The 23,413-nt window shown below is 71.1% G+C and carries 19 protein-coding genes and 1 pseudogene; 8 read left to right on the top strand and 12 right to left on the bottom strand.

Translation table 11 applies throughout. From position 1 onward, the window contains the following. Nucleotides 1-110: 110 nt before the first annotated feature. Genes ABZU74_RS18520 through ABZU74_RS18530 form a run of 3 tightly spaced genes read right to left on the bottom strand, consistent with a single transcriptional unit; the run spans nt 111 to nt 5,763 of the window. Nucleotides 111-2,978: an FAD-binding and (Fe-S)-binding domain-containing protein gene (locus ABZU74_RS18520; RefSeq protein WP_355425030.1), complete on the bottom strand. Its 2,868-nt coding sequence runs from the start codon at nt 2,976-2,978 to the stop codon at nt 111-113. Between the two features lie 23 nt (nt 2,979-3,001). Next, nucleotides 3,002-4,186 (bottom strand): anhydro-N-acetylmuramic acid kinase, encoded by a 1,185-nt coding sequence (locus ABZU74_RS18525; RefSeq protein WP_355425033.1) that lies wholly within the window; start codon nt 4,184-4,186, stop codon nt 3,002-3,004. A gap of 11 nt (nt 4,187-4,197) precedes the next feature. Beyond that, nucleotides 4,198-5,763: a sodium:solute symporter gene (locus ABZU74_RS18530; RefSeq protein WP_355425036.1), complete on the bottom strand. Its 1,566-nt coding sequence runs from the start codon at nt 5,761-5,763 to the stop codon at nt 4,198-4,200. Nucleotides 5,764-5,912: 149 nt separating this feature from the next. On the opposite strand from ABZU74_RS18530, the gene murQ reads away from it, so the two are divergent. Further along, nucleotides 5,913-6,920 (top strand): N-acetylmuramic acid 6-phosphate etherase, encoded by a 1,008-nt coding sequence (gene murQ / locus ABZU74_RS18535; protein WP_355425039.1) that lies wholly within the window; start codon nt 5,913-5,915, stop codon nt 6,918-6,920. A gap of 483 nt (nt 6,921-7,403) precedes the next feature. Here the strand turns inward: murQ and ABZU74_RS18540 are convergent. The 5 genes and pseudogenes from ABZU74_RS18540 to ABZU74_RS18560 all read right to left on the bottom strand — a co-directional run. Continuing rightward, nucleotides 7,404-7,730: pseudogene (locus tag ABZU74_RS18540) on the bottom strand (ADP-ribosylation/crystallin J1); the annotation flags it as partial. Nucleotides 7,731-8,089: 359 nt separating this feature from the next. Beyond that, a complete protein-coding gene (locus ABZU74_RS18545; protein WP_355425042.1) occupies nt 8,090-8,374 on the bottom strand; it encodes a hypothetical protein in 285 nt (94 codons plus the stop codon). Between the two features lie 13 nt (nt 8,375-8,387). Next, entirely contained in the window at nt 8,388-8,969 is a 582-nt protein-coding gene (locus ABZU74_RS18550; RefSeq protein ID WP_355425045.1) for a hypothetical protein, read from the bottom strand. 227 nt (nt 8,970-9,196) lie between these two features. Then, a complete protein-coding gene (locus tag ABZU74_RS18555) occupies nt 9,197-10,435 on the bottom strand; it encodes an MFS transporter (RefSeq protein WP_355425048.1) in 1,239 nt (412 codons plus the stop codon). A gap of 62 nt (nt 10,436-10,497) precedes the next feature. Next, nucleotides 10,498-11,163 carry a DNA alkylation repair protein gene (locus ABZU74_RS18560; RefSeq protein ID WP_355425051.1) on the bottom strand — a complete coding sequence of 222 codons (666 nt, stop codon included), beginning with the start codon at nt 11,161-11,163 and terminating at the stop codon, nt 10,498-10,500. A gap of 111 nt (nt 11,164-11,274) precedes the next feature. On the opposite strand from ABZU74_RS18560, the gene ABZU74_RS18565 reads away from it, so the two are divergent. After that, entirely contained in the window at nt 11,275-11,988 is a 714-nt protein-coding gene (locus ABZU74_RS18565) for an alpha/beta hydrolase (RefSeq protein WP_355425054.1), read from the top strand. A 62-nt stretch (nt 11,989-12,050) separates the two neighbouring features. Here ABZU74_RS18565 and ABZU74_RS18570 read toward each other — a convergent pair whose 3' ends face one another. Continuing rightward, nucleotides 12,051-13,856 carry an Ig-like domain repeat protein gene (locus tag ABZU74_RS18570; RefSeq protein ID WP_355425057.1) on the bottom strand — a complete coding sequence of 602 codons (1,806 nt, stop codon included), beginning with the start codon at nt 13,854-13,856 and terminating at the stop codon, nt 12,051-12,053. Between the two features lie 302 nt (nt 13,857-14,158). On the opposite strand from ABZU74_RS18570, the gene ABZU74_RS18575 reads away from it, so the two are divergent. Continuing rightward, the gene (locus ABZU74_RS18575; RefSeq protein WP_355425059.1) at nt 14,159-14,551 is read left to right on the top strand and encodes a nuclear transport factor 2 family protein; all 393 of its coding nucleotides are present in this window, start codon (nt 14,159-14,161) and stop codon (nt 14,549-14,551) included. A gap of 130 nt (nt 14,552-14,681) precedes the next feature. Here ABZU74_RS18575 and ABZU74_RS18580 read toward each other — a convergent pair whose 3' ends face one another. Together ABZU74_RS18580 and ABZU74_RS18585 are read right to left on the bottom strand one after the other, a co-directional pair. Beyond that, complete coding sequence (locus ABZU74_RS18580) at nt 14,682-16,250, bottom strand: alpha/beta hydrolase (protein WP_355425062.1); 1,569 nt, start codon at nt 16,248-16,250, stop codon at nt 14,682-14,684. 69 nt (nt 16,251-16,319) lie between these two features. Further along, nucleotides 16,320-19,148, bottom strand: coding sequence for a BTAD domain-containing putative transcriptional regulator (locus tag ABZU74_RS18585; RefSeq protein ID WP_355425065.1), 2,829 nt, complete (start codon nt 19,146-19,148; stop codon nt 16,320-16,322). Nucleotides 19,149-19,344: 196 nt separating this feature from the next. Here ABZU74_RS18585 and wrbA point away from each other — a divergent pair, with 196 nt between their 5' ends. Next, complete coding sequence (wrbA, locus tag ABZU74_RS18590; RefSeq protein WP_196923813.1) at nt 19,345-19,944, top strand: NAD(P)H:quinone oxidoreductase; 600 nt, start codon at nt 19,345-19,347, stop codon at nt 19,942-19,944. A 94-nt stretch (nt 19,945-20,038) separates the two neighbouring features. On the opposite strand, the gene ABZU74_RS18595 is transcribed toward wrbA, so the two are convergent. Continuing rightward, complete coding sequence (locus ABZU74_RS18595; RefSeq protein WP_355425069.1) at nt 20,039-20,641, bottom strand: class I SAM-dependent methyltransferase; 603 nt, start codon at nt 20,639-20,641, stop codon at nt 20,039-20,041. Nucleotides 20,642-20,694: 53 nt separating this feature from the next. Between ABZU74_RS18595 and ABZU74_RS18600 the strand changes: the two genes are divergently transcribed. The 4 genes from ABZU74_RS18600 to ABZU74_RS18615 all read left to right on the top strand — a co-directional run bounded on the left by ABZU74_RS18600 (nt 20,695) and on the right by ABZU74_RS18615 (nt 23,404). After that, complete coding sequence (locus tag ABZU74_RS18600; RefSeq protein WP_355425071.1) at nt 20,695-21,474, top strand: hypothetical protein; 780 nt, start codon at nt 20,695-20,697, stop codon at nt 21,472-21,474. A 74-nt stretch (nt 21,475-21,548) separates the two neighbouring features. Next, nucleotides 21,549-22,385, top strand: a complete 837-nt coding sequence (locus tag ABZU74_RS18605) for an alpha/beta hydrolase (protein ID WP_355425073.1) — start codon at nt 21,549-21,551, stop codon at nt 22,383-22,385. Then, a complete protein-coding gene (locus ABZU74_RS18610; RefSeq protein ID WP_355425076.1) occupies nt 22,378-22,962 on the top strand; it encodes a WHG domain-containing protein in 585 nt (194 codons plus the stop codon). The genes ABZU74_RS18605 and ABZU74_RS18610 overlap by 8 nt, the downstream gene beginning before the upstream one ends. A gap of 127 nt (nt 22,963-23,089) precedes the next feature. Then, the gene (locus ABZU74_RS18615; RefSeq protein ID WP_355425079.1) at nt 23,090-23,404 is read left to right on the top strand and encodes a chorismate mutase; all 315 of its coding nucleotides are present in this window, start codon (nt 23,090-23,092) and stop codon (nt 23,402-23,404) included. Nucleotides 23,405-23,413: the final 9 nt, after the last annotated feature.

Below are 23,413 nucleotides of genomic sequence, written 5' to 3' on the forward strand. Positions count from 1 at the left end.
CTTTTCTGCGCACCTCCTCCCGCCACTCCGCGACCCCCTCACACCCCCCACCACCCGCCCCGCCGGCCGACGTGCGGGGCGGGCGGCGCGCTCGTGGGTGCGGCGCTCGGCTATGCCGGCGGCTCGACCGCGTCGACGAGAACCTCGAGCACGTGCCGGTACGGCTGGCCGGTGGCCCGGCTCATGCCCATCTCGCAGGTGCGGTTGCAGGAGGCGTACGCGTCGTGGTCACGCTGATTGATCTCGGCGGCCTGCGCCGCGGTGGCGCCGGCGGTGACCTCGGGATGCAGCAGCCCCCGGTCACCGGCGAAGGCGCAACACCCCCAGCTGTCCGGCACGGTGACGGTGTCGGCGACCGCCTGGGCCACCGTGCGCAGGTCGTCGGTGCCGCCCAGGTGCACTGTGGAGCAGGTGGGGTGCAGGGCCAGCGAGCCCAGTCGTCGGGGCTGCGGCAGCGCCGGCAGGAGGTGCTCGGCGGTGAAGGTCACGCTGTCGACGAAGCGCAGCGCGCCGTACCGGGCCTGGTCCTCCTCGGCCAGCGCGGCGGTCAGCTGCGTCAGCCCGTGTGTGCAGGAGGACGCGTCGCACACGACGGGCAGGCGACCCTCGTCGCTGGCCGCCCAGAGCGCGGCCAGGGTCCGCTCGGCCATCTCGCGGTGACCGGCGGGGTAACCCTTGGACTGCCACGGCGTTCCGCAGCACAGGCCCGCCGTGCCGGTCGGTACGACGAGCGGCACCCCCGCCAGTTCGCAGAGGCGCAGGAACGCCGCCGCCGAACCGCCGGACGGGCCGTCCTCGGGCGCGAAGAGGCTGCCGACGCAGGCCGCGAAGAACACCGCCTGGGCGTCCGGGGCGCTGCGGGGGGTCGGGCGGGGCGCGCCGGCGCGCGGCATGTCGTCGCTCCACAGCGGCACGAGTTCGGTGGCGCCGAGCCCACGGATCACCCCGGTGGCGGCGCGGGTCACCGGCGTCGGGACGGCGTGCGCCGCGGTCAGTCCCATCCGGACGCCCGTCACGGCGGCCTGCCAGTGCCGGGCGGCGGTGCGGGCGGTGCGTTGGGCGCGAGGGGTGTGCCGCTCGGCGCGCAGCCGCTTCATCGCCGCCCCCGTGTCGATGCCGACCGGGCAGGCGGTGACGCAGAGGCTGTCCGCGGCGCAGCTGTCCACAGCGGCGTACGCGTAGTCGGCGGTCAGCTCCCGGCGGCGCTCCTCGTCCCCGGCTGCGGTGGCGAGGGCGATCTGCCGTTGCAGGACGATGCGCTGCCGGGGGGTGGTGGTGACGTCGGCGGTAGGGCAGACCGGCTCGCAGTAGCCACACTCGACGCAGGCGTCCAGCTCCTCATCGACCGTCGGGACGGCCTTGAGCTGCCGCAGGTGCACTGTCGGGTCGTCGTTGAGCAGCACACCGGGGTTGAGGAGGCCGCTCGGGTCGCACAACCGCTTGAGCTCGCGCATCACGTCGTACAGCTCGTCGCCGTACTGCCGGCGGACGAAGGGCGCCATGGCCCGGCCGGTGCCGTGCTCCGCCTTGAGCGTTCCCCCCTCGGCCAGCACCAGGTCGACCATGTCGTCGGTGAACCGGGCGTAGCGGTCGATCTCGGCGGGGGTGTCGAAGGACTGGGTCAGCATGAAGTGCAGGTTGCCGTCGCGGGCGTGTCCGAAGATCACCGCGTCCGGGTAGCCGTGCCTGTCGAACAGGCGGATCAGCCCGTCGCAGGTGCCGGTCAGGCGCGGCATCGGCACCGCGACGTCCTCCAGCAGGGCCGTGGTGCCGGGCGGGCGGGCCCCGGCGACGGCGGTGTAGAGGCCCTTGCGCAGGTGCCAGAGCCTGGCCCGCTCGCGCGGGTCGCGGGTCAGCTCGGTGCCGGTGACGGCCGGCAGTCGGTCGAGCACGGGCTGGGCGTCGGCCAGCGTCTCGGCCAGCCGCTCCGCGCTGTCCTCGGCGAACTCGACAAGCAGCGCGGCGTGGCCGGTGACCGTCAGCCCGCGCAGGGTCTGGCTCGCACCCGGGTCGCGCTGACTGACCCGCAGCGCGGCCGCGTCGAGCAGTTCGGCGGTACGGGCGCCGGCGGCGAGCAGGGCCGGCAGCGCGTCGGTGGCGTCGGTGAGACCGGGCAGGATCAGCAGGCCGGTGGCGGCGTGGTCGTGGATCTCGACGGTACGGAAGACGGCCTCGGCCACGAAGCCGAGCGTGCCTTCGCTGCCGATCATCAGGTGGGCGAGCATCTCGACCGGGGTGCTGTGGTCGAGCAGCGAGTTCAGCCCGTACCCCATTGTGTTCTTCATGGCGAACAGCCGCTCGATGGTGGCGCGCGACCCCGGCGCCGAGCGCACCCGGTCGCGTAGTCGCAGCAGCCCGGCGTGCAGCTCGGGCTCGTCGGCCCGTAGCCGGTCGTCGGCGTCGCGGGCGCCGGAGTCGACGACGGTGCCGGACGGGAGCACGAAGCGCAGCGACTCCATGGTGCGGTACGCGTTGTCGGTGGTGCCGCAGGTCATCCCGCTGGAGTTGTTGGCCACCATGCCACCGACAGTGCACGCGGCCTCGCTGGCCGGGTCCGGGCCGAGCCGGCGCCGGTAGCGGGCCAGCCGGGCGTTGGCCTGCCGGATGGTCAGGCCCGGCTGGAGCCGGATGCGGCGGCCCTCGTCGAGGACCTCGGCGTGCCGCCAGTCGGTGCGGACGTCGACAAGCACTCCCGCGCCGCCGGCCTGCCCGGCGAGGCTGGTGCCGCCGCCGCGCAGGGTCAGCGCCACGCCGGCCTCCCGGGCGCCGGCCATCAACGCCCCCACCTCCGCGGCCGAGGCGGCGCGAACCACTGCCTGCGGCTCGAACAGGTACGGCGAGGCGTCGTGCGCCGCCGCCAGTCTCCGGGGCAGCTCATCGCTGGCCCGGCTCGGATCATCGAGGCGCGAGCGCAGCAGCTCGGCGACCTCGCGGGCGCGGACGCCGGCCGAGGTCGGCGTGGGTACGGCGGTGCTCATGGGCGGTCCTCCCGGGAGGGTGGTCAGTCGGCCACCGGAGACGCGGCGATCAGCAGTCGGTGGGGCGCGGTGCCGGCCGGCGCCGGAAGCCGCAGTGGCTGCCGGCCGGGGGTGATGCTGCCGAGCACGGAGGCGTGCCGCGCGCCGGTGCCCGAGCGCAGGGTGCCGGGCAGTCCGTGCATGGTCAGGTAGCCCAGCAGCGCGAAGGCGAGCGCCTCCTTGGCGTCCGACGCGATGCCCAGGTCGTCGCTGGACGACAGTTGGACGCCCGGCAGCTCGTCGGCGATCATGCGCATCAGCGTCGGGTTGTGTGCGCCGCCGCCGGAGACGACGAGCCTGGTGACGCCGTGGTCGCGGCAGGCGCCGGCCACCGTGACCGCCGTCAGCCGGGTGAGCGTGGCCAACACGTCCTGCGCGTCCGGTGTGGGCGCGTCGGCGAGGGCGGCGAGCAGGTAGGGCTTGTGGAACAGCTCCTTCCCGGTGCTCTTCGGGCCGGGCAGCCGGTAGTACGGCTCGTCGAGCAGCCGGCGCAGCAGGTCCGGGTTCACCTGTCCGGCGGCGGCCCCGCGCCCGTCCCGGTCGTACTCCTCGGTGCCCCCGCTGAAGTGGCGCGCGGCGGCGTCGAGGAGCGCGTTGGCCGGTCCGGTGTCGAAGGCGAGCGGGTCCGCGTCCGGCGCGACGATTGTGATGTTGGCGATTCCGCCGAGGTTCAGCGCGGCCGGGACGCCGGGCAGGCCGCCCAGCAGCAGCGCGTCGAAGAGGGCGACCAGGGGAGCGCCCTGGCCACCGGCGGCCACGTCGCGGCTGCGCAGGTCGGACACGACCGGAAGGCCGGTGGCCTCCGCGATCCAGGCCGGCTGACCCAGCTGGAGGGTGCCCCGAACCGTGCCAGCCTCGACCCAGTGGTGCATGGTCTGCCCGTGCGAGACGACCAGGTCGGCCTGGCCGTCGCACAGCTGGGCGAGGGCCCGCACGCCGGCCTCGGCGAAGGCCTGGCCGATGCCGGTGTCCAGCACGCAGATCGCCTCGGTGCTGGTCGGCGCGGGCGGCAGGGCGGCGGCGATCTGCGTGCGCAGCTCGGCGGGGTACGGGTGGCTGAGCCGGCCCAGCGGGCGCATCCGCACTGTCTCGCCGCTCAGGTCGAACTCGGCAGCGGCGGCTTCGATGCCGTCGTAGGAGGTTCCGGACATCAGGCCGATCACGCGCATCACGTCCTCCTTCACGCTCGGCCGGCGGGCGTCGCCGCCGCGTCGTCGTCGACCTCGTCGCGACGTCCATGGTCGTACGGCGTCTCCGGGGCCGGGTGGAACCGGCTCGACACCGCGCCGACGACGAGGGTGATCAGAACGCCGATCGGGACCAGCCACTGCGCGGCGATGGCGGTGGCGGTGGTGGTCCCCGCCGTCGTCACATCGATCTTGACGTAGCGGACGATGTAGGTCATCACCGCCACTGTGACGAGGAAGGCGATCACCGCGTCGACCTGGTTGGCCCGCTTGACGAGGCGGCCGAGCAGGAAGGCCCCGAGCAGCGCCCCGTAGGTGTAGCCGGCGATGGTCAGACCGGTCAGGTAGACGTTTCCGGTGCTGGAGCTGAACGCGCAGGCGAAGATCGCCATCAGCACCGCCCAGACCAGGGTCATCACCCGGGCGAGTCGGAGCATGGTGTCGTCGGACGGGACCTTGCGGAAGAAGCTGTGGATGAAGTCAGCGACTGTGGAGTTCGACATCGAGTTCAGCGCCGAGGACAGCGAACCCATCGCGGCGCCGAGGATGCCGGCCACCAGCAGACCCGAGATGCCCACCGGCAGGGCGTGCAGGATGAAGCTCGGGTAGAGGTTGTCGCTGCTCGCCAGGCCGAGCTCCTTGAAGGTCTGACCCTTGTTGTACGACCAGAGCAGCGCGCCGACCAGGGAGAAGGCGGCGAACTGGATCACCACGAAGATGCCCGAGGAGATCATCGCCTTCTGGCCCTCGCGCAGCGTGCGGGTGGACAGGATGCGCTGGACGATCAACTGGTCCGACCCGTGGCTGGCCATCGCGAAGATCGCGCCACCGATGATCGCGGTCGGCAGGGCGAACGGGCTGGTGAGCACGTGCGCGAGGGCGAAGTTGGTGTCGAAGAGCTGGAACTTGCCGGCGTCCAGCGCCTGCGAGTAGCCGTCGAAGCCGACGGCGTGGCTGAGCACCGCGATGGCCAGGATCGCCCCGCCGAGGTACAGCCCCATCTGGATGGCATCGGTCCAGATGACCGCCTTGATGCCACCGAGGTAGGTGTAGACGACGGTGATGAGCGTCAGCACGACGATGATGGCCTGATAACCGACATTCAGCCCGAACTCGTCGAGGAGGAGCTTGATGGGGATGGCCGAGGCGAACAGCCGCACGCCCTCGGCGAGCAGCCGGGTGAAGACGAACGTCACCGACGCAAGACCCTGCAGTTTCAGGCCAAACCGCTCACCGAGGTACTGGTAGGCGCTGACGAACCCACCCCGCTTGTAGAGCGGGATGAGCACCGCGGCCACGACGACCCGACCGATCACGTAGCCCAGGGCCAGCTCGACGTTGCCGAAGCCCTGACCGCTGTAGGCGCCGCCGGGAACACTGATCACGGTCAGAACGCTGGTCTCGGTGGCGACCACGGAGAACGAGACGGTCCACCAGGGCAGTCGACCCTCGCCCACGAAGTAGTCCTTGGCGGACTTCTGTTTACCGGACAGGCGTAGTCCGACGAAGGCGATCACCACGAGGTACAGCACGATCACGACGAGGTCGAGTTGACGCACGGCTCGCTCCCAACCAGCGGTTGTCAATAAGTGACGTGGACCCAGGGTAACGCGAAACTTTTTGCCACCGCCCGTCCGGGCTGGTTACGCTGTGGCTTCAGCATGCTGATACGGGGACTGTTCGCAGCTGCGCCCTCGGCCTGGCCGCGGTGGCGGGTCGCGAGGACGCGCTCGACGGCGAGCCGTCGCCGGCCACCGGGCGACCGGAGACCGCCCTCCCCGCCGGCCGGCGACTGCACACCAGCGAGAGGAACGAGCACCCCGTGGACCTCAGCACCCTCGGCACCGAGACCCGCAACGACAAGACCAGCGACCTCGACCGGATGTCTCCCACCGAGTTGCTTCTCGCGATGAACGACGAGGACCGGACCGTCGCCGACGCCGTCCGCCGAGCCGTGCCGGACATCGCGGCCGCCGTCGACGTCATCGTGGCGTCGCTCCGCCAGGGCGGACGGCTGATCTACCTCGGCGCCGGCACCAGCGGCCGGATCGGCATGCTCGACGCCGTCGAGATCCCACCCACCTTCGGTACGACGCCCGACCGGGTCGTCGGTCTGCTCGCCGGCGGGGCACGAGCCTTCGGCGTCGCCGTCGAGGGCGCGGAGGACGACCCGACCCGCGCCGTCGCCGATCTCGACGAGGTCGGCCTGACCGCCCGCGACACGGTGGTCGGCCTCGCCGCCAGCGGCCGTACTCCGTATGTGGTCGGCGGGTTGGATCACGCCCGCGCCCGTGGGGCGGCGACAGTCTCCGTGGCCTGCAACACCGACGCGGTGACCAGCCGGCACGCCGACGTCGCGATCGAGGTGCCCACCGGCCCCGAGGTGCTCACCGGCTCCACCCGGCTCAAGGCCGGCACCGCCGAGAAGCTGGTCTGCAACATGCTCTCGACCGCCACGATGGCCCGGCTCGGCAAGGTCTACGGCAATCTGATGGTGGACATGAACGCCACCAACGAGAAGCTCGTCGACCGGGCGCGGCGGATCGTCGCCGAGGCCGCCGACACCGACCTCGACACCGCCGCGCGGGCGCTCGCCGCGGCGCACGGGCACGCCAAGACGGCCATCGTGCTGCTGTTGGCGAACTGCACCGCCGAGGAGGCCGCAGCCCGGCTGCGCGCCGCCGACGACGACGTCCGGGCGGCCGTCGCGGCCTGACCCAGGGGTTCGCCGGGGCCGTGACCGGGTCGGGGCGAGGGTGAGCGGTGGCTCGTCACCCGGCTCGGGTCAGTCGTCCAGGTCGAACGCGAAGGTGCCCGCCTCGATGCGGTCGATGAGCTGGCTGACATCGTCGGCTTGCCGGATGGCGGTGTCCCACCCGCCGCTGGCGATGTCGACCAGCAGCACCGGGGCGGGGTCAATGCCCAGGTCGAGGACGAGCTGTTCTCTGGAACCGTCACCGCCGATGATTGCGATACCGGGGTGCGCGACGGTGGCCTGGTCCCACGCCTCGTGCAGCTCGAGCATCTCGCGTGGCGAATTGAGCCACACGTGGGCCTGGGTGGTCATCCAGCCCCGCCGGAACCACGACTCGCCTTGCAGGTAGGTGCGCCACGCCTCGGGCAGCGCCCGACCCAGGGCCTCCTCCGCGTCGGTGAACTCCTCGTCGTCGACCGGGCCCCGGTACTCGGCCTCCGCGATGATCGCGCCGACGATGTGGGCGTTGAATTCGTCAAGCTCCTCGGCGGGGACCCAGTACTCCAGCACATCGCGGCCACCGGCCTGCCGCACCTCGTAGCGGTCCAGGTAGGAACGTCGCACCTCGAACCGGGTCACGTAACCGACGCCTTTGGCGGGGACGTTCCACTCGCGGGCGATCTTCGTGGCGTACCAGCGGTTGAGCACGGGGTAGAAGATCGGCTGGTCGGGCAGGCGTGGTGGCCAAGCTCGCCAGCCGGCCGCCGCCACGAGGTCGAGTTCGGCCTGCCCGGTGGGCCGCCACAGCGTGGTCGTGTCGGAGTTGCCGATGGTCTGCTCCCTGTCAGTCCCGTTGATGGCGGCATGATGCCACCATCCGACATTCTGGTGGTACGGGTTTCCAGGGTGGGCGCCGCAGCTCCTGCCGGCGGCGATCGCCGTGCTGTCGGCACGGATTAGCTGTCGGTCAGCTCGCCTAGAGTGCGCCGCATGTACTTCGTCTGCCGGTGGCGCGAGGAATCGCCGTTCAGCGAGCGGGTGGTCACCGTGCCCGACACGACCGTGCTCGACTGGTTCCGTCGGGGCTGGCACCGCGACGACCCCCGAGGGTGTTGATCAGCAGGGGGTCTGGACCAGGAAGCCAGATCGACGAAGCGCCCCGTCCATGGCGGACGGGGCGCTTCGTGGTGTCAGCCGAGCTGTGCGCCCGGAACCGTTCGGTCCTCGTCCGTGTCGACGCCGGGGGAGCTGGCCAGCTCGATCCGGGGGGACCGATCCGGCGGGAGGTGGGCGAAGTCGGCGATGACGACGACATCCACCTCCCCGTCGATCATCGGCTGTTCGACGGTCTCCCACGAGGCCCGCATGATTCCTGCGAACCGGTAGGAGTGTCGACGAAGGTGACTGAGGCAGTTCGCTACGGCGCGCTCCGACGGCTCGATGTCGGCGGGAACCCAGATAACGGCGATTTCCATGATCTTCTCCTGATCAACGTCGTGGACGCGAGTGGGTGATCAGGAGTTGTTGGGGTGGGGGAGGGCCCCGCTCCACGGGACGGCCGGTGGCGCGCATGTCGACGGCGCTGATGGTGAGCCCTGGGCGCAGCGGCGAGGTGGGCGGCGGAGCTTCGGCTGTCGACGTGGGTGGGTCAGCGCCGCCGGAGCCGACGCCGGTCGGTGCCGAGGCGAGCGCCAGCACGAACGCCGGCGGCCCCGGTGCGGGACGGGCGGGCGGGGTCGCTGCCCGGTGACCGTGGTCATCGTCGCCCGCGTCTGCTTCGACGCCCGGCCGACGGACGTGCCGTGGCCGGCGTACCAGGGCATCGTCGCCGGTACACGCGTCGATGGTGCCGGCGACGGGCGCGGGGCGACGTGCGCGCCGGAGGACGCCGAGGCCGACGGCGCGGGTCTGGCCCGGGGCGACGACGATGGGGTACGGGCCGGCCGACGTGGCGGGGCGGGGCGGGGCGGGGCGGTGGAGGGTGGGGCCGACGGCAGCGGCACCGCAACGGTCGACGGCAGCGGCAGCGGGTCGGTCGACGGCGCCGAGCGCCACCGCGCCGAGCGCCACCGGGGGGAGGCTGTGCCTCAGCCGCATCAGACGGAGGCCGCCGGCAGCGGTGTCGCCAGTCCTGCCAGGTCCGGCTCACCGGTGCGGTGCCGCTGGCCGCGCAGTCGCCCCTCGCGCCCTGCCGTTCCCTCCATGTGCGGGTTCTTGCCCCGGGGAACCGAGGGCTAGACCTTCTGTCGATATGTCGGTTGAGCGATGTGGACAGACCGGGAGCGCACCCTGCCGGCTCACACCCGGGCCTCGGTGGGTGTCGGCGGGGCGTCGAGCGGCAGGTCACGCAGCCGGCGGATCGGCGTCGACAGGTAGATGATCGGGGACAGCACGGTGAGCGCCCCGAAGATCAGCAGGGTGGTACGGGCGCCGAGTGGCCCGGCCAGGATGCCGGCAAGCAGACCGCCGACGGGGATGGCACCCCAGGAGACGAACTTGACAGTGGCGATCACCCGGGACAGCAGCTCCGGCGGGCTGGCGAGCATCCGGTACGTGCGAGTGGTCACGCTGAGCACCACTGTGGAGCTGGCGAAGATGAGGTTCCCGACGGCGAACGCGAGGTAGGCGGCGGTGCCGGTGCCCAGCGGGATGATGAGCGCGCCGGCCACACCGACGAAGGCCGCGATGATCAGGCCGCGGGCGGTGCCGAACCGATCGGTGAAGCGAATCGTCAACGCCGCGCCGATGAGCGAGCCGAGGCCGTCGGCGGCAAGCAGCAGCCCGACCATGAACGGCGATGCGTGCAGTTCGCGCACCAGGTAGAACGGGAAGAGGGCCAGCATGGCGCCGTTGACGAAGTTCGTCGCGGTGGCGTCCCACATGGCCGGTCCGATGATCGGGTGTCGGAGCACGAAGTGCCAACCCTCGCGGATCATCGTGACCATCGGTGGCCGCTCGGTCGGTCGCTGCACCCGCCGGGCCGGCAGGGTGCGCAGCAGCATGGCGGAGAGCAGATAGCTGACGGCGTCCACGAACAGCGTCGGCACCGCACCCAGCAGCTGCACCGCGAGACCGCCCAGGGACGGCCCGCCCAGCGCGGTGGCGGCATGCGTGCCGGAGGTGAGGCTGTTGCGGGCCTGCAACTGCGCGGCCGGCACGATCTCCGGCAGGAAGGTCTGGTTCGCCACGTCGAACAGCACGTTGGCGAAGCTCACCACCAGGGCGACAGCTATCAGTTGGGCAACCGTCAGCGTGTCGAGCCACCAGGCCAGCGGGACCGACGCGATGGCGAGGGCCCGGACCAGATCCAGGGCGACCTGCATGCCGCGCAGCGGCACGCGCTGCACGATCACCCCCGCCGGCAAACTGATCAGCAGGTACGCCAGGTAGCCCGCCGCCGTGATCAGTCCCATCTCGAAGGCCGACGCGTCGAGCACGGTCAGCGCGGTGAGCGGGAGCGCCACCGCGCCGACCGCCGAGCCGAGGTGACTTGTCGTGCCGGCTGTCCACCACCGCCAGAACGTAGTAAGTCCCATAATGGAACTCACTATAGGGCGCGCGGGAGACGGCGTCGACCCCGCCGACGCGGGCCCGCTGCCTATCCCGCTCTGCGCACCATTTCGCCGATCCAGACAGGCGCGAACGGAGACGTGCAGCCGGGGGAGGTGGGGTAGTCCTTGAGCACCTCCAGGCGTTCGCCGATGTCGATCGCCCGGGCGCGGTGCGCGGCGTGCGCGATGCCGATCTGCGCCAGGCAATGGTTCATCGCCCACTGCAGGCGATCCGGCGCGTCCTTCATCTCGGTCTCGATCACATCGAGCAGCCCCGGGAGGTCGAGACTCTCGGGCTTCTTCGTCACGCGTTCGGTGGTCAGCGCCCAGCCGGCACTCGCGACCACGGGATTCGGGTCGGCGAACCAGGCCAGCCGCAGCTCTTCGGAGTGCGGGCTCTTCTTCACGACGTAGTTCACGAGCCAGTCGTGCACCTTCGGGGTGCGCGCCTCGCGCACCATGGCGTCCAACTCGTCCCGCCCGAACGCCCTGGGCCGGCAGATCAGGATCGCCAGCAGCCTCGCCGCGGTCTCGCCCGTCGCCCAGAGTTGGCACGCGAGGTCGTGCTGCGTCTTCAGCCGCTTCGCCAACGCCCGAAGCGCGCCGAGGTGCACAGCATGATCGTCGCCGTGTCTGGCGTTCACCTCACGTGCCTTCGGGTCCTCCAATCCGGCCAGCTCGGCCATCACCTCGGCCAGCGCCGTCGTAGCCATCGCAGCCTCCTGCCACATCGGGACCGGACGTTTCACACTCGCGTAACGGGTATCCAGGCGTACCAGTGCGACCGGCGGTGAATAGCTTCACGGAGTGAGGGGGCACCAATCATGCCTGATCCACAGCCCACCATCGTGCTCGTGCACGGCGCGTTCGCCGAGTCGGCGAGCTGGAACGGTGTGCTCGAGCGGCTGGGGGCCGCGTACGACTCGGTGGCTGTCGCGAACCCGCTGCGGAGCGTCGCGGGCGACGCCGCGTACGTGCGGGATGTCGTCCGTTGGATCGGCGGGCCGGTCGTCCTCGTCGGCCACTCGTACGGCGGCATGGTGATCACCCAGGCCGCCGCCGGCGACACCTCGGTGCGGGCCCTCGTGTACGTCAACGCCTTCGCCCCGGACACCGGTGAGTCGGCGATGACGCTGTCCGCGAAGTTCCCCGGCAGCACCCTCGCCGACACGCTGGTCCAGTACCCGGTGTCGACAGGTGGGAACGAGGTGGCGATCGGCCAGGACCAGTACCACGCGCAGTTCTGCGCGGACGCGTCGGACGACATGGCCGCGCTGATGGCCCGGACCCAACGGCCGATCACCGAGGAGGGCCTGGGTGGCAAGCTCACCGGCGACCCCGCCTGGCGATCGCTGCCCAGCTGGTTCGTGTTCGGGGACGCTGACAAGAACATCCCCGCCGAGGTGCACCGCTTCATGGCCGAGCGGGCCAACCCCCGGGGACAGCGCGAGGTCGTCGGCGGCTCGCACGCGATGACGGTGGCCCGGCCGAGCGAGGTCGCCGAGACGATCATCGAGGCGGTCCGGGGCGTGAGCTGACGGTCTGGACGGACAGCTGACGGTGGGCCGACGACGAGAGGTCGCCGGCCCACCCCTGCTGGCTAGCGAACCCGCAGCTGCTGGTGGACCGCCGCGGTCGGGGCGTGGACCGGGTCACCGGAGTAGGCGACGTGCACCGGGTACGTCCCGGAGGGCAGCCCGTCGGTCGGCAGCTCGACGACTGCAGCGCCGTCGCGGAGGGGGACCACCCGGGTAGCGCCGCCGAAGGTGACGGCGACCTCGCCGGTCACCTGCGGAGCCTTCCGGTGCGGAGACTGTGCCCGCACGTCGACAGTCAGCGTGAATGTGCCGCCGCGGACGACCGAGGCGGGCATGGCCTTCGTCTTCACCGCGACTCGTGTCGTGCCCGGAGGTGTCAGGGTGACCTGGGCCGAGCGCGACTTGGTCGGATCGACCACCGACGTCGCCGCGACGGTAAGCAATGACGCGGTCTCCGCGGCGGCGACCGAGAGCAGACCCTCCGCGGAGATGGTGGTGCCGGTGGAGGTCGCTCCCTGGACCGACCAGGTCACCGCCGGGCTCACACCCTCGTTTGTCGTCACCTGGGCGGTGAACTGCCTGGTCCAGTTCCAGCCCTTCGTCAGGTTCACCGTCGCGGGCGTCACCGACACGGAGTCGACCCCCGACCAGAGGTGGTCCCGGGCGAAGATCGTGAACAGCTGGCCCGCCGTCATCCCGTCGTGCGCTCCGGGGACCTGGGTCGTCGCGGCGGCGTACCCCCGGGCCCGGAAGTTGTCCGCAATGGCGTTCTGGGCGTTGAGATTGCCCTCGAAGACGCCGTTGCCGAGGAAGACGGAGAGGTCGTCGTCCCCGACAGCGCTCGCGATGGTGTCGTAGTCCTGGGCTGTGAGGGACGGATTGCCGGAGAAGTGTCCGTAGAACGCGAAGGTGGTCGGGTAGTTCTTGATGACGACGCCGCCGGTCATCCCGCCGTAGGAGAAACCGGCGTAGGCGCGCCCCGAGCGCTCGGTCGAGACGTTGTAGCTGCGCTCGATGAGGGGAAGGATCGTCTGGACCAGGTTGTTGGCCGCGTTGGTCTGGTTGTAGGAGGCGAAGCCGAGGCTGGTGCCCGTGAAGTGGTTGCCCATGGTGACGACCACGGTGGGCTCGATCTCGCCCCTGGCGGTCATGTTGTCCAGGATGTTCGGGACGTTCGCCGGGACCATGAAGTCGGTCTCGTCGCCGAAGATGCCGTGGGCGAGGTACGCGATTTTGTACGGCTCCGCGCGGTTGGGGTCGTAGTTGGCCGGCAGGTAGACGCCGAGGTAGTGGCCGCTGTCACCCAGGATCGTGGTGTACGGGACATACTGGACGGTGCCCCGCTTCGCGCGGTCGGCCACCGGCAACTCGTAGGCCGCACGCGCCTTCAGCACCGGGTCGTTCTGCTTCTTGGCGTACGGCACGTACACGGCATCGAGGACGTCGTTGTTCCTGACCCGGAACGACGACTCGCCCGGCGGCCGAGGGTTCGTCGAGGCGGGATCCCAGATGCGCTTGTTCTCCCAGCCCTGGGTCGGGTCCCAGACGCGGTACCAGTAGCTGAGACCTCCGGCGTGCAGCGGGACCGAAACCGACCAGTTCCCCTTCGGGTCCCTCGTCATGTCCCGGAGAAACTCGGTTCCTCCGGCGTGGTAGCGCCCCGGCTGCCACTCTTCCGGCTGGTAGCGGGTGGCCGCCCCGGTGTCGACGTCGAGCAGGGTCAGGTCCCCGGCAAGGCGGACCTGGGTGGCGTGGGGATTGCGGTAGACGAACGTGACGGTGTATCCGGTCGGTGAGTTGCGGTCCGCCTTCACTGTCGCGCCCTGCGCGAGCGCGGGCCTGCCGGCGGCGGCCGGTGCGGGGACCACGGCCCCCGCACCGAGTGCCGTGAACGTGAGGATCGTGATCGCAAGCCGGAGCCTGCGTCTTCCGGTCGTTTCCCTCATGCGCGAAGACTCCTTTGTGGTGGTGGCTCGTCGCGGTCTGGTTCGTACTGGGAGTCGAGGGCTCCGGTGGCAGCTAAATCGAATTAGCATCGGGAGTGTGGCTGGGTGCCCCTTTCGATGTCAAGGGTCTCCACGGTCGGGCTGATGCCCGCCTCGTTGGGTTCGCCACCTGCGGCCCTCGGGTTTTCCCAGCTGGCCGCCGATTCGATGGCAGGGTGATGGCCATGGACAGGAAGCACGTCGAGGATTGGCTTGCCGCCTACGAGCGGCTCTGGCGGACCCCGGGAACGGACGCGCTGGCCACGCTCTTCACCGAGGACGCGAGCTATCAGCAGGGGCCGTACTGGACGCCCGTCGTCGGCCTGCCGGCCATCGCCCGGATGTGGGAGAAGCAGCGCAAGGGCCCCGACGAGGTGTTCCAGCTGACCACGGAGATCGTCGCGGTCGAGGGGGACACCGCCGTGTCGCGCCAGGAGGTCCGCTACGGCGACCCGGTCGACCAGGAGTACCGCGACCTGTGGGTCATGCGGTTCGCCGACGACGGGCGGTGCCGGTCGTTCGAGGAGTGGCCGTTCTGGCCGGGACAGCAGCCGGCCGACCCGCCGGACGGCTCCTGACCGCGACGGGTTGCGACGGGTTGCGGCGGCGACGCCCCAGCTGCCGGGTAGGAGACCGGACCGACACGTCGTCGGGCCACTCGCGCTACTACCGTGAGCTGGGGCGTCACCGTGACGCGACGTCGACGCGTCAGGCCGGGGCAGCCGGGCAGCTCGCGCCGACCGGCGGTGTGGTTCTGGTGATGAGGTACCGCTCCACCTGGGAACGGGTGCACTCGGTCCGTGGGTAGCTGGCGTGGCCGGACCCCTCGTAGGTGACGAGGTGGCCCCGGCTGCCGAGCTGGCGCACCACCCGCTGGGCCCCGTCGTACGGGGTGGCCGGGTCGTACCGCCCGTTTAGCACCAGCAGCGGCGCGCTCGTCCGTACCCGCAGCTGATGTTGCGGGTTGTTCGCCGTCCAGCCCAGGCAGATCGCGGCGAAGCGGACGGCCAACGGGGAGGCCCGCAGGTGCGGTGCCGCGGCGCGGGACAGTTCCAGATATTGGTTCCACTCGGCAAACTCGTCGACCGGCAGTGACCAGTCCTGGCAGAACGCCGGTAGCGCGTACTCGGTCAGGTCCGTGTCGGGGTCGACCGGCACCATCGGAGAGGCGAGTGAGGCGGGCTCGCCCCGCTCCAGCGCCAGCAGCATGTTCGCGAGATCGGCCCAGGTCGCGTCGAAGAAGTTGACGAATGTCGCGAACCCGAGCTCGAACCAGCTCAGCCTGGCGCCGGTGCCTGCGTCGACAAGCGTGCCGGCATCGGCGCGGCGCATCAGTCGGTCGTAGAGCGCCGGCACGTCACGTCCGTGCAGCGCGCAGCGAGGGCTCCGCTCGCACCAGGTCACGAACTCGTGGAACAGCGCCTCGTTACTGGCCGCCCCGCTGCGGAAGTACTCCCTGACGCCCTGGCTGTGGTCCATCACGCTGTCCATGACCAGTGCGCGGACGCGGTCGGGAAACAATTCGGCGTAGGACTGCCCGATCAGTGTGCCGTAGGACCACTGGTAGAAGCTCAGCTGTCGCTCACCGAGTGCGGCCCGGATGGCGTCGGTGTCGCGCGCGACGCTGACACTGTCCAGGTGGTCGAACAGTGGGCCGCTGTGAGCGCGGCAGTCGTCGCGCAACTGGCGGTTGTAGGCGCGCAGCCGCTCGTACTCGGCCGCGTCGGCCGGTGTCAGGGAGGGGTGCCGGGCCAGCAACGCCGATGAGCAGCGCACCGGTGCGCTACGGACCGTGCCTCGGGGATCGAAGCCGACGATGTCGAAGCGGCGCAGCACGTCCGGCCCGAGCTGACTCTCGGCCGTCAGCGCCACGTCCACCCCGGACAGGCCGGGACCGCCGGGGTTGAAGACCAGGACCCCGATGCGGGCGGCCAGGTCGGTGGCGGGACGCCGGGCCAGGGCCAGCTGGAAGGTCTCCCCGCCCGGTCGGGCCCAGTCGACCGGGAGGCGCAGGGTGCCGCACCGCGTGCCCGGATCGTCCGGCTGTTCCGCGCACGCCTGCCAGTCGATCCGACCGTTCCAGTCGCCCGTGGTGTCCGCGGTGACCGGCCCGTTACCGCCGGCCGTGGTCGGCGTGGTGCCCGCGAGCGACGGTGGGGCGTTGAGCGAGAGGGTGACGAGGACCGCGACGACGGCCGAGAGGCTGCCGAGGAGCCGCCGGTGTCGACGGGCGACCCCGCGGGGATGCCAGAAGGTGGTTCTCTTCGTGGTCAACATTCGTCCAGCCTGCCGACGCCCGGTCCACGTCGGATCCATGCCGGTCCGCAGACGGCTGGCGCAGGGCATTCATCGGTAAGCCGCAAGCCGCTCGGACAGCACCGCGGCCTGCGGATGACCGAGCCGGTCGAGGATCGCCAACGCCTGTCGCCACAGGTCGACCGAGGTGTCGTGGTCGCCCACCGCCTGATGGGTGTCGCCGAGGCGGACGAGTGTGTCAGCCCTTCCGCACTGGTCCTGGACGTCGGAATAGAGCGCCAGAGCGCGCCGGTAGCAGTCCGCCGCGCTCGGGTGTTTCCCGAGGCCGTGATAGGCGAATCCGAGGCTGTCCCAGGTGTGGGCCGCGCCGAGCCGGTCCTCGGCCTCCTCGTAGAGCACGAGCGCCCGCTCGCAGTAGGTGATGGCGCTGGCGTGCTCGTCCAGCCGCGCGTGGCTCCAGCCGAGCGCGTTGAGCGCTGCCGCCTCGCCGAGCCGGTCGTCGCTGCTGCTGGCCAACGTCAGCGCCTGCATGGCGTGCGGCAGCGCCGCCCCGGCGTCGCCCTCGATGTCGCAGAGCCAGGCGAGGTGCAGGTGCGCGCTGGCCTGCCCCGGGCGGTCGCCGGCCTGGTCGTAAAGTGCCATCGCCCGCCGAAGGTGATGGTGGGCCGCACCGAACCGGCGATGCTGGATGTGCGCCAGCGCCAGGTCCCGGTGTGCCAGCGCCTCGGCCCGCGGATCACCGCGACGCTGCGCGACAGTGATCGCGGTGGCCTGTACGGCGGCCAGGTCGTGCCACTGTGACAGCCTGCTGATCAGGGGAGTGAGGGCCTGGGCGAGTTGCCCGGCACGGTCGTCGAAACGGTGCGTGACCGCGTCGTCGACGGCGGCCAGCAGCACCCGCTGTTCGATGGTGAACCAGGCCAGCGCGGCCCGGTGGTCGGCGAACGCCTCCGGCGGCCCATCGGCGGGCAGCTGCGGCGGATCGAGCGGCTGCCAACCGGTGTCGACAAGCCTCGCCGCGGCACTGGCGACGCGCAGGTAGTGGTCGAGCACGCGCCTCCGGACGGCCCTGTGGTCGGCCGGGCCGTCGAGCGCGTACGCCAGCTCCTCCCCGTACGCCCGGAGCAGATCGTGACAACGGAAGCGGTTGGGGGACCCCTCAACCAGCAGGTTCGCCCGGGTCAACTCGTCGAGTACCGGCCGGATCACGTGCGGCGGCGCCCCGGCGAGGCTGGCCGCCGCCGACGCGCCGACGTCGGCGGCGGGGTGCAGGCTGATCTGCCGAAACAGCCGGGCCGCGTCCGCGCTGAGCAGTTGGTACGACCAGGACAGCACCGTCCGTACGTCGGTGGCGGCATCGTCGGTGGCCAGGGCGGCGAGCCCGCCCCGACTCGCCGCCAGGTCGTCGGCGATGGCCTGGAGCGGAAACGTGGGCCGGGCGGCAGCTCGCGCGGCCACGATGGCCAGGGCCAGGGGCAACCGCGCGGTACGGCTGATCAGCTCGTCCACCGCTGCCGGCTGGGCGGCGGCTCGCTGCGCACCCAGCCGGCGTACCAGCAGCTGGCGCGCTTCGTCGTCGCTGGGCAGGTCCAGCGCGAGGGGATGGGCGCCCTCGGCGGCGATCAGGCCGGGCAGTGTGTGGCGACTCGTCACGATCACAGCGCAGCGGGTCGACCCCGGCAGCAGCGGCCGCACCTGTTCCGCGTCGCGGGCGTTGTCGAGCAGTACGAGCAGCCGTCGGTCCGCGGTCAGGCTGCGGAACAGGCCGAACTGGGCCACCGGCTCGGCGGGGATCTCCAGGGGTTTCACGCCCAGGGCGGGCAGGAGCGAGCGGACGACGACTGCCGATGGTGACGCCTCCTGCGTCGCGGCGCCGAATCCACCCAGGTCGACGTGGAGCTGCCCGTCGGGGAAGTGATGCAGGTTGTCGTGCGCCCAGCGCAACGCCAGCCAGCTCTTTCCGACGCCGCCCGTGCCGGTGATGACGACGGTGCCGGCCGAGCCGGGGTCACCGAGCAGGTGTGTGGTGAGCCGGGCCAGCTCAGCGGTCCGGCCGGCGAACAGGGCCGGTGGGGCCGGCAGCTCCCGCGGGACCACCCGCGGTGGGCATTGGTCCGGTGGCTGCGCCTCGGATGTCAGCAGCTCCCGCTCGGCCCGCAGGATGCGGGTGTGCAGGAGTTGGAGATCGGGACCGGGCTCGACTCCCACCTCGTCAGCGAGGAGCTGGCGTAGCTGCCGGTAGGTCGCGAGCGCGTCGGCGCGTCGGCCCGCCCGCGCCAGGGCCACCATCAGTTGCCCCCATGGGCGTTCGCGCAGCGGATCGTCGTCGACCTGGGTCCGGAGCGGTTCGATCAGCTCGTGATGGCGGCCGGCGCGCAGCTGGAGGTCCACGACCTCTTCCACCAGGCTCGACCGTTGCTCCTGGAGCCGCGCTCGGACGGAGAGCAGCACCCCCCACCCGGGGAGGCCCGCGAACGGCTCCCCCCGCCAGAGCGCCAACGCGGCCTCGAACGCCTCCTGGGCAGCTGACCAGTGACCCTGCCGGAGGGCGGAATACCCGCGCTGGGCCAGGTCGTCGAAGGCCACGCTGTCCATCGTCTGCGCGTCGAGGTCGAGGTGGTAGCCGGTGGGTCCGGCGAGGATGGCGGGGTCGGGGAAGCCCGGCGACCGCAACGCCCGGCGCAGAGCCCAGACATAGGTCTTCACGTTGCCGGCTGCCGTCTTCGGGGGACGCCCGTGCCACAGCTCGTCGACGAGTTGGTCGATGGACCACCCGGTGCCCGGCTGCGACATCAGGACGGCCAGGAGGCGCACCTGCATCGGCGTGCCGAGAGCCAGCCGTTCCCCGCAGGCCGACCGCACCTCGACCGGTCCGAGGAGTTGGTACCGCATCGATGCCAGCGCCCCCGCGGGGTCCATCGCCTCATCGTAGGGGCCTGGCCCATCCTGTTTCATCGGCTGGACGGCCGCGGCCCGTGCCCGTGTCCCGGTGGTGTGCTCCGTCACGGAGCTGGGCATGGTCAGGACGTTGGGGTGCCCCGAGGCGGCTGCTACAGTCGAGATCGTTGCGGTCGCAAATTTATCAGCGGCAACTACTTTGGGAAGGATGCCTCCGATGACCAAGCTCTCCGTCATCTACTACTCGTCCACCGGTACCCTCCACGCCATGGCCAAGCGCCTCGCCGAGGCCGGCGAGAAGGCTGGCGCCGAGGTGCGGCTGCGTCAGGTTCCGGAGCTCGCCCCGGCAGAGGCCATCGCCTCCAACGCCGCCTGGAGCCAGCACTTCGACGCCACGAAGAACGAGCCGAAGGCCACCGCCGACGACGTCGTCTGGGCGGACGCGGTGCTGTTCGGCACGCCCACCCGTTACGGCAACGTCGCCAGCCAGCTCAAGCAGTTCATCGACACCCTCGGCCCGCAGTGGGCGCAGGGGCTGCTCGCTGACAAGGTGTACGCCGGCTTCACCGCATCGATGACCGCGCACGGCGGCCAGGAGTCGACCCTTCTCGCGCTCTACAACACCGTCCACCACTTCGGCGGCCTGGTCGTCGCCCCGGGCTACACCGACCCGCTGAAGTTCGCCGACGGCAACCCCTACGGCGTCTCGCACGTCACCGGCGGGAGCAACGACGCCCCGCTGGGCGACGCGCAGTTCGCTGCCCTCGACCACATGGCCGAGCGGGTCGTCAAGATTGCCGGGAAGCTCAGCGCCTGAGCGCTGCCGCCGTGCCGGACGCCCGCGTCGACGCGGGTGCTCAGCTGGGCGAGGGCCGGTCTCCCGCGACGGGAGGCCGGCCCTCGGCGCGCCCTCACACTGCGATCGCCGCGATGGCGGCAAGCGGCCGATGCTCGTCGGTGCCGGGCCGCCGGCGGCGTTCGACCTCCCGGAAACCAGCCCGGGCGAGTCGCTCCGAGATCTCGTCGGGCGGCCAGCGGTAGGCGGTCATGACCTTGTGGTCGAAGGCCCCGACCTCCTCGGCGTCGAAGACGCCCAGGACCAACCGTCCGGCCGGGACCAGCACCCGCCGGAACTCCTTGAGTACGTCGTCGAGCTCCGGTGGCGGAAGATGAATCAACGAATACCAGGCCAGGATGCCGTCGATGGAGCCGTCGGCGACGTCGAGGCGTTCCATCGAACCGAGTTGGAACTCGACGCCCGGGTGGGCCGCCCGTGCATGGGCGATGAACTCGGGGACCAGATCCATCCCCATTGCGTCGACGCCCAGCTCACGAAGGTAACCGGTGAGGTGGCCGGGCCCGCAGCCCAGATCGAGCACCCGGCCGGGCCGGCTCGCCAGGTGTCGCCCGATGAGGGCGAAGTCGTCGGCGTCCACCTGCTGGCCGGTGCCGAAGAGCTCGATGTAGAGGTCCGCGACGGACGTGTAAGCCTGCCGTACCGTGTCCGTTTCCATCGCGGCACTATACGGGTCACCAGACCTTGCTCAAACCTCCTACCGTGACGGCCATGACACGTCGAGCCGCACTGGCCGGCATTTCTGCGTGCCTGCTCCTGCTGGGTTGCTCCGTCGGCGCGCCGACGGAGAACGAACCCAAACCTCAATCCGCCCCGGTGTCGACCGCCAGCGCCGATGCCACCACGACGGCGGAGGCGGTCGGCCTGCTGCGGGCGGGCACGGCGTTCGTCAATCAGACGAGCTATCGCAGCGACGTCGACATCGCCAGCCAGATCACGTCGCTGTCGCACACCGACAACGCCAACAAACGCCTGAACGCACGGGTTTCGGCCCCGGCTGGGGTCATCGAGATCCGGATGATCGACGATGACGTCTACCTGAAGACCGGTCTGTTCCGCGGCGTCGGCGACGTTTGGATGGTCCTCGACCCGGCCCGGGTGCCGTCGGACTTCGCCCTGAGCTTCGCGCCGGGCAAGAACGACTCCGGCGGCTCCGGCCGCCTCATCGACGCGATCGTCACCGCACAAGCCGACGGCCCCGAGATCTCCGGGACGATCGACGCGACCCGGATCGGCGCAGGTAACGGGATCAGCTTCCGCCCCGGTCCCGGTGGTGTCTTCCCGGACAGCGCGCGCCGGCACGCGTTCCGGGCGACGCTGGACACCGAGGGCCGGCTGGTCAGCTTCCTGATGCCGGAGGCCAGTGGGCTGCCGAACGCGTCCCTGCGCTACAGCGACTTCGGTACGACAGTCACTGTCGCTCGGCCGTCCGGAGCGGTCGCCGCCCCCGGCGCCCTCTACCCCCAGCTCGGCATGGGTGGGGGCAGTTAGCGGCGGTGGACTTGCCCTCTGCGGCTAATGCGATTAGCCTCTAGCTAATCGCATTAGCTTCCTTGGAGGACGTCGTGATCGAACACCTCGGCATTGCCGGCAACACCATCGCCTACGAGGTGACCGGGCAGGGCCCACTTGTCGTGCTGGCGCACGGCATGGGCGACAGCAGGCACTCCTACCGGTTCGTCGCGCCGGCCCTGGCCGCGGCCGGATACCGGGTCGCCAACGTCGACATCCGCGGCTGCGGCGACTCCAGCCTCGGCTGGGACGGCTACAGCCGCACCGACATCGCGAGCGATCTCGTCGCCGCCGTGCGCCACCTCGGCGGTCCGGCCGTGATCATCGGCCAGTCGATCAGCGGCGGTGCCGCGACCATCGCCGCCGCCAACGCGCCCGAGCTGATCGTCGGCGTCGTCGAGCTGGCGCCATTCACCCGCGCACAGTCCTTCGACCTCGGCGGGTTGGTGCGGGTGAAGCGGTTCCGAGCCGGCTACCTCCAGTTGGCGCAGGTGCTCGTGCGGGGCAGCCAGGCGAACTGGCGCAAGTATCTGGACGTGGCGATTCCCACCAAGCCCGCCGACTGGCACGACGAGCTGGCGCGCATCGAGGCCAAGATGAGTGAGCCCGGCCGGATGAAGGTCCTCCAGGCCATGGCCAAGACCAGCCCGGACGACGCCGGCCGGCAGCTGCCCAACGTGACCTGCCCGGTCCTGGTGATCCAGGGCAGCGCCGATCCCGACTGGGCCGACCCGCGGGCCGAGGGCGAACGCATCGTCGCCGACCTGCCACGAGGGCTCGGCGAGCTGGCTGTCATCGAGGGGGCGGGCCACTACGCGCACGTCCAGACGCCCGACAAGGTCCTCGCCCTCGCCCTGCCCTTCCTCACCCGGACGCTGACCAATGCCTAAGGCCCGGCTCACCCCGGCATCGGTCACCGAGGCCGCAGCCGCGCTGGTCGACGAGGTCGGCTTCGACAACCTCAGCATGGGCCTGCTCGCCGAACGGCTCGGGATCAAGACCCCCTCGCTCTACAAGCACGTCACCAGCCAGGCCGATCTGGCGCACCGGATCGCCATCCTGGCCATGACCGAGGCCGGCGACACCATCCGCGACGCCATTCAGGGCCGGTCCGGCGGCGATGCCCTCGCCGCCGGCGCGCAGGCGATGCGGGCCTACGTGCGGGAACACCCCGGCCGGTACACGGCCGCCAACGCCACCCGCCCGACCGGCCCCGACGATCCGTTCATCCCGGCCAGCGAGCGGGTGCTCGCCTCCTGGGCGGCAATGCTGAGCGGGTACGGGCTGGACCCCGGCCAGGAGATCCACGCCATGCGGACGCTGCGCAGCGTCCTGCACGGGTTCGCGACCCTGGAGGCGGCCGGTGGGTTCCAAATCGACGCGTCCGTCGACGACAGTTTCGACTGGTTGATCAAATTCATCGATCAGGGCCTTCGCGTCGGCGCCAACAGCGCCGTCGCCCGCTGAACCCGGGGCCACCTCCCCGATCCTCCATTGAGGATGACGTACGTGAAAGTCGTGCGCAGACACCGGCGGTGCGTCGGCCGACGCACGGGTCGCCTGATCGTGTCGCCGTCGTGCGACGATTTCCCACGTGGCAGAGACTGCGGCGACGCTGACCGAGATCCGCGCTCGGATCGACGAGCTGGATCGGGACCTGGTCGGGCTGCTCGCCCGGCGGGAGGCGCTGGTCCGGCAGGCCGCGCCGCTCAAGAGCGACGGCCAGGCGGTCCGTGCGCCAGACCGGGTGGCGCAGGTGGTGGCCCGGGCCCGCACGTTGGCCGTCGAGGCCGGCGCCGATCCGGACCTGATCGAACGGATCTACCGGGGCATGATCCAGGCCTTCATCGACATGGAGACCGACGAGCATCACCGCATCACCGGCGGGTCGGCGCCGGGGACGCGGTGATCGCCCGGG

Origin of the sequence: Micromonospora sp. NPDC005171, assembly GCF_040608575.1 — a bacterium.
Taxonomy (GTDB): Bacteria; Actinomycetota; Actinomycetes; order Mycobacteriales; family Micromonosporaceae; genus Micromonospora.

What these genes read in the sequence shown, in the direction of transcription:
- ABZU74_RS18545 (WP_355425042.1), bottom strand. Translation starts at nt 8,374, where the DNA reads ATGGAAATCGCCGTTATCTGGGTTCCCGCCGACATCGAGCCGTCGGAG.
- ABZU74_RS18610 (WP_355425076.1), top strand. Translation starts at nt 22,378, where the DNA reads ATGCCTAAGGCCCGGCTCACCCCGGCATCGGTCACCGAGGCCGCAGCC.
- ABZU74_RS18520 (WP_355425030.1), bottom strand. Translation starts at nt 2,978, where the DNA reads ATGAGCACCGCCGTACCCACGCCGACCTCGGCCGGCGTCCGCGCCCGC.
- ABZU74_RS18565 (WP_355425054.1), top strand. Translation starts at nt 11,275, where the DNA reads ATGCCTGATCCACAGCCCACCATCGTGCTCGTGCACGGCGCGTTCGCC.
- wrbA (WP_196923813.1), top strand. Translation starts at nt 19,345, where the DNA reads ATGACCAAGCTCTCCGTCATCTACTACTCGTCCACCGGTACCCTCCAC.
- ABZU74_RS18600 (WP_355425071.1), top strand. Translation starts at nt 20,695, where the DNA reads ATGACACGTCGAGCCGCACTGGCCGGCATTTCTGCGTGCCTGCTCCTG.
- ABZU74_RS18555 (WP_355425048.1), bottom strand. Translation starts at nt 10,435, where the DNA reads ATGGGACTTACTACGTTCTGGCGGTGGTGGACAGCCGGCACGACAAGT.
- ABZU74_RS18525 (WP_355425033.1), bottom strand. Translation starts at nt 4,186, where the DNA reads ATGCGCGTGATCGGCCTGATGTCCGGAACCTCCTACGACGGCATCGAA.
- ABZU74_RS18575 (WP_355425059.1), top strand. Translation starts at nt 14,159, where the DNA reads ATGGACAGGAAGCACGTCGAGGATTGGCTTGCCGCCTACGAGCGGCTC.
- ABZU74_RS18580 (WP_355425062.1), bottom strand. Translation starts at nt 16,250, where the DNA reads ATGTTGACCACGAAGAGAACCACCTTCTGGCATCCCCGCGGGGTCGCC.
- ABZU74_RS18585 (WP_355425065.1), bottom strand. Translation starts at nt 19,148, where the DNA reads ATGGACCCCGCGGGGGCGCTGGCATCGATGCGGTACCAACTCCTCGGA.
- ABZU74_RS18560 (WP_355425051.1), bottom strand. Translation starts at nt 11,163, where the DNA reads ATGGCTACGACGGCGCTGGCCGAGGTGATGGCCGAGCTGGCCGGATTG.
- ABZU74_RS18595 (WP_355425069.1), bottom strand. Translation starts at nt 20,641, where the DNA reads ATGGAAACGGACACGGTACGGCAGGCTTACACGTCCGTCGCGGACCTC.